Below are 12,778 nucleotides of genomic sequence, written 5' to 3' on the forward strand. Positions count from 1 at the left end.
AATAATTCAGATACTTCCATGGAATTGAATCAGGCCCGGATTCTCCGTAAAATCTGTACTCCACGCGAATCTGATTTGCTCCCAATATTTCACTTAACTCTCTTAAGTGGTTTTTCCCGCAGCTGTACCCTTCTGTAATCAGAACAACAGGGGCTGCTGAGTCAACAAAAGAGACAAAAATCCTCTGAGGGAATGTAGCACCTGAAATATTTTTGTGATCCAACAGCTGATTAAGTACAACCTCATACTCTTCTTTAAATGGCTCTTCTGCCTTTAATAAAATGACCTTTTTTACAGGCAGTGAATTCAAAAACTTATTCAAAGACGTAATTGTCTTTGCAGAAATAGATTGCTGAGAAAATATAACAAAGGCAGCTATAAAAATTATTAATTTACTGTAATTATTTTTATTCATTTTTCTCCTCTTTCTCCTTATATTAACTATATAAGTTAATTCCGGAAATTAAAAAGTCAAGTACATTTCTATGGCAAAAATTTATATTCCGGAATAGCTATCCTGTCTCTGTACTTGGGGCGAAAATAATTTTAAAGGCTTTGCTTTGGTAGATTAGCAATAATGTCACCCATTTGTGGGGTTTGGATTGATTTGCGGATTTTGCATGAATGGTACACCCCCTATGGTCCCCCTCAAGGGGGGCATAATGTCTTTTTACCAGCATATGCAAATCTCAAACCGGAATGAGCTTTACAGAGACAGCGCCTCAAGGGAGCGCTTTATAACTTTCAACTTTATAACTTTATAACTTTCAACTTTATAACTTTATAACTTTCAACTCAAAAATCACTCCTTTTCACCACGAACTTTCCAGTTTGCAGCAACAAGGATAATTCCTATGACTATCAATATGACAGGCCAAAACTGTCCAAGTTTTGAATTCGCAACGAGAAAAAGAATTCCTATACCTGCAAGAACAGAACCGCTTATAATATTGGATTTTTCTCTCTGCCCGGCAAAATACAATGCAAAAAAACCAACTGCAGGAGCAATTATAAAAACCGGCCACAAATTCTCCATATTGTTCCAGCCGTATGAATTACAGTAAAAAAGAAGCAGCGCCACAACTGTTAAAAGTGATCCCGGCATTAAGCCTGAAATATTTTTCCTGTTAAAAATAAACTTAATAATAAATGCAAGGCCTATTGCAAGAGGAAACAGCGGCCATAACATTTCAAGTCCATAATCACTTAAAGTACCTGCCAGGAATATTATGCCTGCAAGAACCAAAAAAATACCCCATACCAATGTATCACGATTTTTGTTCATAATTCTATTCCTTCCTTATTGATATTCCTCCGTTAACAGTGGAAATACTCACTCTTGCACCACCTCCGTTAATTTCACCCCTGGCTTTTTTACTGGCATATTTCCCGCTAATTGTTACATCAAAATCACTTCCTATACTGCCGTTTACAGTTGATGCACTAAGAGTTGCTTTAACACCTTCAGGCATGGAGAGCTTAATTCCGCCGTTTACTGATTTAAGAGTAATTCCGCTGTTATCAGACTTTGGATTTACAATTACATTTATACTGCCGTTCACTGTTTTAGCATAAAGGCCGCCTGTTAAGTCTTCTCCCCTTAACCTCCCGTTTGTACTCTCCATACGGACAGAGCCGTCAACATTCTCTACTGTTATTCCGCCATTAACAGTTCTTAACTTTAAACCGCTTTTCTGAGGTAAAGTAATACGGAAGCATACACTGACATTAACTCTTTTCCCAAAAATCCAGTCAAAAAAATTGCCGTTCTTTTTTGGATAGTCAGCACTGATCTCAAGCCTGTTGTCAATCTTGTTAACATTTATCTTTACTCTGTCCATCATCTCTTTAGTATAACGCATCGAGCTTGATTTAACAGTAATATCTGCAAAGACCTGCACAGAAGATTTGGCCCAGGTATTTATCTTAATGCTCCCGTTAACTGTGCTTACTGAAATTTTACCGCCTGAGATAAAATCAATATCCTTCTGAACTGTTTTTGTTTCTTTTGCAGCATAAAGAGCGGCTACAGATAAAAAAGATATTAAAGCAACAACGGCCAGACTTTTCTTTTTAAACATCTCTTTCTCCTTATGTATTATTTTCTACATTTCCAGACACCTATCCCCCAATATTCCGGATCATTGGGAGGCCTGTCGTTCCACCTGCCGAATGCATGCGATCCGTCTGTTTTATAATGTACAGTATAAATGCCGGGCCCAATATAAATTGTTGTGTCAATCAATACGTTCTTTCTGCTTCCGCCTGCAGGCTTTGTATAATCATACTCTGCTTTCCATACGATATTCCCGTGCTGGTCTTCAATCCATCCGTAGTCATACATTTCATCAGTGCCATCAGCTTCTCCGACAGAATATATCCTCACCTTTTGATTGGAACTTAATCTGAATGATGCAGTCCTGTGTTCCGAATTGTCAACTTCTGTTATATTTACGAGAGATAGAGTATCTTCATAATCAGCATCTTCAACAACCCAACCCGGATTAAAATCATCTGCCGCAGCCCACACATGTATACCCCAGGCGCTCGGATCAAAAGGCGGAGCCTCATTCCATCTGTTGAATGAATGCGAACCATCGCTTATGTACATCACTTCATAATTGCCTGAATCGAATTTTACAGTATCAAAAAACATACGGTTTTTTCCGGCTCCTCCTGCATGGATTGTATTGGAACGGGTCATTTTCCAGACTACTTCTCTTGTATCCCTGTTAATTATCCATCCATAATCTGCAAAACTTCTTCCCGAATATTCTCCAAGGGCTAAAATTCTCAAATCAAGAGGACGTTTTAAGGTAAAGCCGGCTTTCTCAAATCTGTCTCTGCCTACTCTGGTAAGATTAACCAAATTTCGTTTTTTCAGTTCATCTTTGTATGGTAATATTTTTGTTGAATCTGAATATTCAGGCCACAGGGTAATACCGTAAAAATAGGGATCATACGGCGGCATCTCATTCCATTCTTCAAAGGAGTGTGATCCGTCTGTTACAAAATAAACTTTGTAGTATCCGGGATCAAGATTAATAATTTCATCAATCTCTCTGTTCTTTTCTGCACCGCCCCCCGGTTTTGTTCTGCGAAAATCCATTTTCCAGACTACCTTTCCCCTGGTCTCGTCAATAATCCAGCCGTAGTCGTCCATAGTTCTGTTTGTGCCTTCACCGATTCCATAAACACGGAATCTTGCACTTTTATCTATAGCAAATCCCTTTGAACAGGATTCATTGTCATCTGCCGGGCTTAAACGCACAGAAGGTTTTTTAAAACTGCCGCTATCTATCACTTTGACATATCCGCTTTCCTCCGGTTTAATAACAAGCTCTACTCCGCACCTTTTACGAATGGTATTTATTCTATCTCTGCTGCGGGAGCTGCGCAAAACTCCGATAAGAAAATCACCAAAATCCCGTGTATTTAATCCGAAATTTAATTGAGGAGATACAGCAAAATAGAGTTCATAGCATCCGGGAATTAATTTAATCTTTTCATCTGACTCAGCAATGTATCTGCCTCTTGTTTTTGAATTATCTCTTGTCATATTCCATACAAGGCTTCTGTCCCTGCTTCTTAGAATCCACGCCTTTGCATACATTCTGTAATCACGCCTGCGTTTATATACGCCTGCTGCTTTAACAGTAATTTCCATATCATTATTTACCTGAAAGACAATTCTTGCAAAATCTCTTTCCGAAAAATCTTTTAAAGATACAACCGTTTCATTCTGTGCCATTAGAAAAGATGTGAAAAACAATGAAATTATTAATATCGCATTTCTCATTTCAGGTACATGCCCTCTCTATAATAATAAACAACTTCAAAATCAGTACAATTCCGGTGCTAAATTAATTATTTTTAAACAACCTTATATCCCCCTCATCTGACCGCGCCCGCAAAACAGCACGCTCTTTTCCAATAACTCCCCTAAGGGATTCCCCGTCATCCACTTTTGATTTTGGAAGGTTAAAATCATTCCGTATCCTTCCATCTGCACTTCTAAGAATCACTTTAAGGTTAGATTCTTCCGTAATCCCTATATCAATATCTCCTTCATCAGTTTCAATCTCATATTGTCCGTTATCAGACGGGATAAAAGATACTGATACATCTCCTTCATCACAATTAAGCCAGAATTTAGCTACAGATGTTTTCTCAATAGTAATCCTGCCTTCATCACATCTGACATCAATTTCGTGCAGCTGCGAATTGTAAAGCGTAAAATCTCCTTCATCAGCATCAGCTTTGAAATATCCTGTTGAGTTACTCTTAATGTCCGAACAATCAATGCTGCCTTCATCTGCTTGTAATTGGATAGAATTGGACACAATCTGCTCAAGGTTCACATCACCTTCATCAGTTTTGACCATTATTTCACCCTCAACATCGGAAATTTTCACACCGCCCTCATCAGACTCAATCTTAACGTTGGTCTCTTTCGGTACTGTCAATTCAAAATCAACTCTCCATCCGTATCTGTGAAAATTTATTTCGAATAAATGGAAAACCGATGATTCTCTTCTGTTCTTTTCCTTTATTATCACTCTATCGCCGAATGAGTTTATATCTACATATATCTTTTTCAGATTACGGAGTGCTTCTTTTTTATTTCTTCCCCACGCCCTTTTAACCATTTTAATTCGAATCTGCGGTTTTGACCATGTATTTACAACAACATCGCCTTCATTGGCTTTTAATATTACTGATCCTCCCGGATTTAACGGGATTGTCTTAACTTCTTCTTTACTGACTTCTTCGCCATACACTCCCGCTGAGAGGCAAAGCAGGCAAAAAATTATTAAACTCTTGCTGATCTCTTTAAATATCATAATTCCTCCTCAATATTTCCCCAAAAGGGAAATTGGATGCTTTAACAAAACATTTAATTGTATCAGCGGGTTATTGACAGTTCACCAAGTCCCGGAGTTACTTTAACATAAATTTTCTTTTTTTGAGATTCAAAATCATCGCTGTAGTAATATGCACCTCTTCTGTAAAAATCGGGGTCAATATCCTTTGCAGATAAAAACTTAAAAAATCCCCCTATTTTCATCTTCACACCAGCATTATCAGGCATTGTAATTGATACCTCGCCTATATCCAGATCAAGCTTTGCCCTTGTCCCGTCAACAAGATCTCCGCTGAAATCCACTATAAGCTCTCCTATACCGCTGTTTATATCAATCTCTTTTGCCCTTGCATTGCCAAGGTTCTCAACTGACATCTCACCGACCTTCACATTAATATCCAGAAAATCCATAATAACAGGATTGGGTTCATCAAAAGTGATTGATGTTTCACCTGCCCAGTTACGCAGAGTCAGCTCTTTCATTGATATACCGCCTAGATCCATATTGATTTCACCTGCTTTAATCCTGGCATCCACAAACAGGTTCACATCTGAAGGCAGAAGTATTTCAACTCTGGCATGAGTGTCCTTATTTTTAAATATACTTTTATGGCTCTTTAAAATTATCTTCAATCTGCCTTTCTCAGGCTGAAACCTGACACGTTCTCTGAATATCTCATCTTCATATTCCATAAACACAGAGACCTGCTTAATTCCCGCATACTTTGCTACTGAAACTTCAGCAGCGTCAACATCTATAAATATTTCGTACTTATCAGACCCTGCAAGATCAAATGTTTCTCTGTATTGTTTAAGATCCCCGTTTCCTGCAAAAGCATCCAATCCAATCACGAGAAACACAAGCGAGAGAAGTCCTGCTTTACCTCTCATACGAATTCCTTTCTTTTATATACTATAAAATAATTATCAATAACTATAATTCTTCAATTAAAACAGACAGATATGTTCATAAAATGTTTCCTCTTCTCTATTTTGTACGAACATTCCATACAAAAAGTTACCTTGCTGCTTTTTAAAAGGCTTTGTTAATTCTGAAAAGAATATTAAATGGTTTCCTGCCTGTATCAGTACGCCTTGCAATTTCAAGACGTACCGAACCGTCTCTGTTTGCAAGTGCAATTCCTATATCATTCTTTATACTTGATACTGACAAGCCGTCAAACCCGTCAAACAAGTTTGTCTCTGAGCCTGCATTCCCTACCCAACCGACATCTGTAAATACAATCACATTAAACATATCTAAAAAACCGAGATCAAAATCATCAGGGAATGTGTCTTCTCCTATATTATATTCAAGCTGCGCAAGAAACATTCTGTTACCGCCTGGAGACATTGGCCCTGAGGGCATGGATTTAAAGGGGAAGCCTCTCATTGTAGATACTCCGCCGAGATAAAATCTGTACTGCCACGGCAGTTCACCGTTTGCCGTACCCATCCTTAACCTGAAATATAATCCTTCATCATAACCTAACGGCTGATATCTGCGAAGGTCAAGTACAAGATGATCAAAATTAAAATCACCTCCCATACTACTGCCAGCTTTTACACCTTCAACCTGAACATACCACCCCTGAGGATTATCATCTTTATTTATTCTTGTGTCAACAACAAATTTTGCTCTTATGCAGTTCATCTCTCCGGGAGTCATCAGGGGATTTTCTCTGAAGTGCTTTTTTCCACCGAAAAGTGCCCAATCAGTATTCTTTTTTAATGAATCGAGTATGTCATATTCGTAGGAGAGCTTGAAATTAGCATAGGCATTAATTCTTTGAGTTATATAAAAACTGCCTCCTTCTCTGAAATAGTAATCGTTAAAATCTTCTTTTAAAAAGAATGCAGCCAAAGAATTTTCAAGCTCAGGCATTATCCACCTGTCAGGAGTATCTACCATTCTGTGGTACTCGCCGCCGAAACCAAATCTGAAATTATTAAAAAATCCTTTCTCAAGGCCAAGCTGATACTCAATCTCCTTTGCTGCAAAGCTGTATCCTGTAAATCCGTATAAAAAAGCTTTTTGGGGATATCTCTTTTCCCAGTAGTCCCTTTTGATCGAATATCCGGAAAATAAACCTTCGACCCTGTTGTATCTCGAAATCCATGATGAAGGATTTCCTGCATCCCAGTTATCTTCATCATTGTTCCAGTCCCAATTGCTGAAACTCCGTAATGAATTCACTCCCTGAATTGTCTGAGAATGTACGCTCTTTTTTACAATGATACCCATAAGAAGCACAAGAACCACTGCAAAAACAATTAGAAAAAGAATCTGTTTTGTCGTATTCGACTGCATTTTAACCTCCTGTTTCATTAAGTTGCCGAACTATATAAAGCAATTGGTGTGCCATAGACATTTGTACAGGATTATATCGTCTTAACTTGTTAATTATTCAGATGTTACACAAATCAGGAGTTTTCAGTTTACACCAACACGGAGCTTAATTGTAGTGAATGGACACTGTTGCAGAAATACACATTGTAGAGATATGACACAAATTTAAATTAGAATAGGCATTGCCTTCTGAAACTTCATCTATTCCGTCCATACGGGACTTGTCCCTTGTCTTTTTTTCTGCTCTACAAATTAATCTCACCCCTACGGGGGGTTCAAAAGAGAAAGCCTGTCGTATGCTGCTGAGCCTGTACCCTGAGCCTGTCGAAGCACGTCTATTTAATACCGTAATTCCTCAGCTTTCTGTACAGATTAGCCCTGTCTGTTTTCAGCATTTTTGCCAGCTGCGAAATATTTCCATTACATTTATTAAAAGCCTGTTCTATTATCTCTCTTTCAAAATTACCTACAATTTCGCGAAGCGGTTTGTCCTGCTCAAACCGGAATTTGCGGACATGTTCTGATGTTCCAGTGCTTTGAATTTCAGGAAGCACTCTGCGCACTGTCTCTTCTCCGATTATTTTATCATCACTAAGGATAACAATACGCTCTATCAAATTCTTAAGCTCCCGCACATTACCCGGCCATGAATATCTTGAAAGAACATCCGTGGCGGATTTATCCAGCTCCATCATCCCTTTTCCGCTCTTCTGAATAATCTTCTGCAGAAAATATTCAGCAAGTACAGGTATATCTTCTCTTCTCTCCCTGAGAGCAGGTACAGTTACAGGTACTACATTGAGCCTGTAAAACAGATCCTCCCTAAAATTATTTTCTGATATTTCTTTTTCAAGATTCTTATTGGTTGCCGCTATTATGCGCACATCAAATGAAAACGATTTTGTCCCTCCCACACGGACAGCCTCATTAGTTTCAAGCACCCTGAGCAGCTTTGCCTGAGTAATAAGGTTCATATCACCTACTTCATCGAGAAACAGCGTACCTCCGTCAGCCTCTTCCATTCTTCCCTTTTTCTGTTTTACAGCTCCTGTGAATGCTCCCTTTTCATAACCGAAAAGTTCACTCTCTACAAGATTCTCAGGTACTGCCGCACAATTAAGGCTTATAAACGGGCCGTCTCGTCTGCTGCTCTCTTTGTGAATAGCTCTTGCCACAAGCTCCTTGCCCGACCCGTTCTCACCGAAAATCAAAACCTTTGCTTCCGATTGTCCGGTTCTTTTAATAATCTCCAGTAATGATTTAATCGGAGCAGAATTGCCTACTATCCTATATTCGGAATCTACGATCTCTTCCAGGCTGGAAACTTTTCTTTCAAGACGAATACGTTTTACAGTATCTTCAATGCTGATTACAAGCTGGTCAGGGTTTAACGGCTTCTCAAGAAAATTCAAGGCGCCTGTACTGATTGCAGTTACTGCAGTTGCAATATCGGCCTGCCCTGACATCATAATAACTTTTGCATCAGAATCAAGAATCAGTATCTCTTTCAGTACATCAACACCGCTTGTATCAGGAAGCATAACATCAAGAAGCACAATATCTCTCTTCTGCCGGTTGTACTCTTCAACTCCTTTTCGTCCGGATTCAGCAGCATCAGCTTCGTACCCCATATCAGAAAGCAATCCTGTTAACGACGACCTTATCAGAGGTTCGTCGTCAATTATCAATATCGATGTTTTTCTCATGGTCTGTCAGCCTCTTTATTTTTTCATAGATCCCCTGTTCAGCACGGAATTTTATTATTGCCACATCGTCTTCATATTCAGTACTGATAACGCTGGCAAGATCATACACTCTTGCGATTGTTTTTGAATCATTAACCGATATCTTTATACTAACCTCTTTTTCCCGTGTCATAAGTATTTTTAAAATTTGATTTTTAACATCTTGAAGCCCCATCCCCCTTGTTGCAGAAGTAAAAAGCGCAGGCTTGTAACGAGTACGCAGGCCGGCCACGTCAATATTTCCGCCGCTACCTGCATCTATCTTGTTAAAAACTGTTATACGGGGCTTTTTATGTATTCCAAGCTCCCTGAGTACATCATTTACAACTTCAATATGCTCCTCAAAAACATCAGTGCTTACATCAACAATATGGAGAAGCAGGTCAGCATCCTCCGCCTCTTTCAGGGTGCTGCGGAAGGATGCCACAAGATGGTGAGGTAATTTTTTAATGAATCCCACTGTGTCAATCAGCAGGGCATCCTTTCCTTCTTCAAGCCGGAAGCGGCGTATTGTAGAATCCAGTGTTGCAAAAAGCCGGTCTTCAACAAATACATCAGATCCGGTGAGTGCATTAAGAAGGCTTGATTTACCGGCGTTTGTGTAACCTACCAATGCAACCTTGTAAATATCTCTTCTTCCTCTCCGCCTTACAATGCGCTGTTTCTCAATTACTGCAAGCTGGCGCTCAAGGCTCGAAATTCTTCTTCTAATTGCACGCCTGTCAACTTCAAGCTGGGTTTCCCCGGGGCCTCGTGTGCCAATTGCGCCCTCCTGCCTTGAAAGGTGAGTCCACGCTCTTGTCAGCCGCGGCAGATAGTAATTAAGCTGTGCAAGCTCAACCTGAAGCCTTGCTTCCTTTGTTCTTGCCCTCTTTGCAAAAATATCAAGTATAAGCCCGCTTCTGTCTATTATTTTTTTATCAAAAATTTGTTCAAGATTCTTTACCTGCGCAGGCGTAAGATCAGTATCAAAAAGCAGAAAATCCACATTCAGCTTCTCTGCAGCTTCCCTGATCTCTTCGGCCTTACCGCTGCCGATAAAAGTTGCTGGATCGGGCTTTGCAAGTGCCTGTATTACCTTCTTTTTAACATCCGCACCAGCAGTCTCTGCAAGAGAAACCAGTTCTTCAAGGCTCTCCTCCTCCCTGATTCTGCTCATTTTTTTAAGCACAACTCCTACTGCCAATGTGCTCTCTCTTTTGTTTTTACCTTCTGTAGGGTAGATAAAAAAATCCTTTCTATTTATACTCTTTTTTAATACGAGATAAATACATCTCTATAAAAAGTGCAATAAGTGCAGCAGCAAGGAAATATCTCCATAACGGAATACCGGAACGATCATCTTCTATCTGTTTTAAAATATTTCCATTCGGGTCAATAGTTTTAACACTTGCCTCAGGGAAAATATTTTTAAATTTTTCAGATGCAATAACCGATAAATCCGATTCTGCCGGATCAGTATTAACAGTAAAAATTTCAAATACAGCATTATCTTTCAGGATCGAATAACTGCCGTTCTGCCACTCCCTGCCGATATTCAGGATTCCCTTTTCCTGCTCTTGCTCAACCATAAGCAGCGATTTCTCTCCTGCCGGATTTATCACACTGTATTTGTTCAGATTCTGACTATCGTCAATGGCCTTACTGATATACTCACCAGTATAAAAATTTCGGCCCTGGGAAAATCTGTTTACAGACAGATAAGAGACAGATCTGTTTATAAGTACTGGAAAAAGCGCTGTAAACGTAAGATCAGACCAGTCACTCTGCAGGCCTGTTGAACAAAAGAGAAATTTTCCTCTTCCTGCTGCAGACTCGGCAAGAAAGGGAAATCTGTCTGTAAATGATATAATATTTACTCCGGACCGGACATTTAATTTTAATCTTTTAAAAACAACAGGTGAAAGGACATTTGTTTCCGTTCTCTTTTTAAAAACTCCTGAAAACAGTGGATGCCCTGAATCCACATTCCCTATTTTAAAATACCTGCCCTGTAATTTGTTTGTTATTTCCTTTCCGGTTATCACCCAGTTTAACCCTGGCCAGAAATCACCTGACATTAAATTTCTTAAATCCACATCATTTCCTGGAATGTACAGCACACCCTTCCCTGTTTTCATAAAATCATAGACTTTTCCGCTTTCTTCTGCAGAAAATGCAGGGTAATTTGAAAATATAAGTACTGAACACAAATTCAGGCTGTCAGCCCATCCTGTTCTGCCTGAATAAAACATCTCACATCTGTTAGTCTGCTTATCCGGATCAATGGCAAGTTTGATAGGCAACACATCCTCTCTGCTCTTTCCCGCAACGAAAACTCTTCCCTTTACAGGGATATAAAAGGAGAAGTACCTTTTGTTATCAAAATCAAAATCATCCTGATCTATATTGATTTCACCTGCGTGCCACCCCTCAGTCTGATTGCCAATCTCAAATTTCAATGTTCTCTTTTCTCCTCCGGCAAGAGAAACAAGTTTCTGCATAACAGGTTTGTCATCAACAATCATACGAATCATAATATCTTTTAAAGGTGTCTTACTGAAATTTCTGACTGTAATAAAAACATCTGCCATAGAGTTCATGCTAATAATTGATTCCTGCACCATAATTTTGGTTACTGCACTGTTTTCAGTTGGCCCCTTAACCGGGATCACATAAACACTGCCGTTAAAACCACTCTTTAAAAAAAATCCGTTTTCATCTTTCCATGTTGATGCCTGACAATCTGTAATTACTGCTATCTCTTTATTAAGAATATTTTTCTGTTTAAAATAGTCCTGAACTCTCTTCAGCTCTTTTGAGATATCCGGTTTTGCAAACAAAACTTTTTGTCTCTTTACAAAAGAGATAAGATCATTTGATGCGCCGTTTAAAATCCTCTCTTTTTCATCAGGGAAAAAACTTAGAGAAACGTCCCCTGTTAATCTTAAATCCCCTATGATTTTACATGCGTAATCCTTTGCTTTTTCAAAAACACTCTCCCTGTTCATACTGAGAGATCTATCCATCATTATTAAAATAGAACCTGTACCCTCGCCAAGCCTTCTGTTTCTAATCACAGGCAGGCTGAAACTGAGTACAATAAAAGCTATGATCAGCACTCTTAAAATTAAAATTAGTATTTCGCGTATTCTCAAAAACTTCAGGTGCCTGGTTTTCATCTCCTGCAGAAAAATAAGGCTGCTGAAAATTACATGTTTTCTTCTTCTCTTTGCAAAGAAATGGATAATAACCGGGATGGTGCAGGCTGCAAGCCCGTAGAGAAATGATGTGTGTAAAAACTGGATCATTTTATTTTAACTTATCAGTATTTATATCGTAAATCGGAAATGCCATACACGGCAGCAAAATGAACAATCCGACAGGATGAAAAATTCAAAATCAGAGTCGTATACTTTCTCCTTAATAATTTTTTCTGTGTATCATACTTACCGTCTGAAAATCAGTTTCTTCATTTATAACTTCGCAAAATACCGCTCTACAAAATTACAGATTATGTGTGCAATTGTAATATGTGCCTCCTGAATACGCGGAGTTTCAACGCTCTCAACGTTGATTGCAGCATCTGCTTCTCTGCACAGAGGAGTAAACTCCTGTCCTGCAAGGATTATTACCTTCATGCCTCTTTTTTTTGCATAAACAGCAGCATTATAAACATTGGGAGACTTGCCGCTTGTGCTTATTCCTATTATTACATCTCCTGTTTTCCCGAGAGCTTCAACCTGACGTGTAAAAACCTGATCATAACTGAAATCATTTGCAACAGCAGTCAAAATTGACGTATCAGTTGTAAGTGCAATTGCAGGAAGAGCCTTTCTG

General features: G+C 39.0%; 11 protein-coding genes. All 11 read right to left on the reverse strand.

From position 1 onward, the window contains the following. The coding region (locus tag J7K93_06205) for a hypothetical protein (GenBank protein ID MCD6116587.1) at positions 1-415 on the reverse strand (415 nt) is incomplete at its 3' end. A 387-nt stretch (positions 416-802) separates the two neighbouring features. Then, the gene (locus J7K93_06210; GenBank protein ID MCD6116588.1) at positions 803-1,285 is read right to left on the reverse strand and encodes a hypothetical protein; all 483 of its coding nucleotides are present in this window, start codon (positions 1,283-1,285) and stop codon (positions 803-805) included. Between the two features lie 4 nt (positions 1,286-1,289). Further along, complete coding sequence (locus J7K93_06215; GenBank protein MCD6116589.1) at positions 1,290-2,081, reverse strand: DUF4097 family beta strand repeat protein; 792 nt, start codon at positions 2,079-2,081, stop codon at positions 1,290-1,292. A 17-nt stretch (positions 2,082-2,098) separates the two neighbouring features. After that, positions 2,099-3,799 (reverse strand): hypothetical protein, encoded by a 1,701-nt coding sequence (locus tag J7K93_06220; GenBank protein ID MCD6116590.1) that lies wholly within the window; start codon positions 3,797-3,799, stop codon positions 2,099-2,101. 64 nt (positions 3,800-3,863) lie between these two features. Further along, a complete protein-coding gene (locus J7K93_06225; GenBank protein ID MCD6116591.1) occupies positions 3,864-4,844 on the reverse strand; it encodes a DUF4097 family beta strand repeat protein in 981 nt (326 codons plus the stop codon). A gap of 62 nt (positions 4,845-4,906) precedes the next feature. Beyond that, the gene (locus tag J7K93_06230; protein MCD6116592.1) at positions 4,907-5,755 is read right to left on the reverse strand and encodes a hypothetical protein; all 849 of its coding nucleotides are present in this window, start codon (positions 5,753-5,755) and stop codon (positions 4,907-4,909) included. A gap of 142 nt (positions 5,756-5,897) precedes the next feature. Further along, a complete protein-coding gene (locus tag J7K93_06235; protein MCD6116593.1) occupies positions 5,898-7,175 on the reverse strand; it encodes a BamA/TamA family outer membrane protein in 1,278 nt (425 codons plus the stop codon). A 374-nt stretch (positions 7,176-7,549) separates the two neighbouring features. Beyond that, positions 7,550-8,920 carry a sigma-54-dependent Fis family transcriptional regulator gene (locus J7K93_06240; protein ID MCD6116594.1) on the reverse strand — a complete coding sequence of 457 codons (1,371 nt, stop codon included), beginning with the start codon at positions 8,918-8,920 and terminating at the stop codon, positions 7,550-7,552. After that, on the reverse strand, positions 8,892-10,145 hold the full coding sequence (gene hflX, locus J7K93_06245; GenBank protein MCD6116595.1) for a GTPase HflX: 1,254 nt from the start codon (positions 10,143-10,145) through the stop codon (positions 8,892-8,894). The genes J7K93_06240 and hflX overlap by 29 nt, the downstream gene beginning before the upstream one ends. A gap of 52 nt (positions 10,146-10,197) precedes the next feature. Next, a complete protein-coding gene (locus J7K93_06250) occupies positions 10,198-12,249 on the reverse strand; it encodes a BatA and WFA domain-containing protein (GenBank protein ID MCD6116596.1) in 2,052 nt (683 codons plus the stop codon). Between the two features lie 165 nt (positions 12,250-12,414). Continuing rightward, positions 12,415-12,778 (reverse strand): SIS domain-containing protein (locus J7K93_06255; protein MCD6116597.1); only part of this gene is annotated, 364 nt, incomplete at its 5' end.

The sequence above is a fragment of the bacterium genome (assembly GCA_021158245.1).
Classification (GTDB): Bacteria; Zhuqueibacterota; QNDG01; order QNDG01; family QNDG01; genus QNDG01.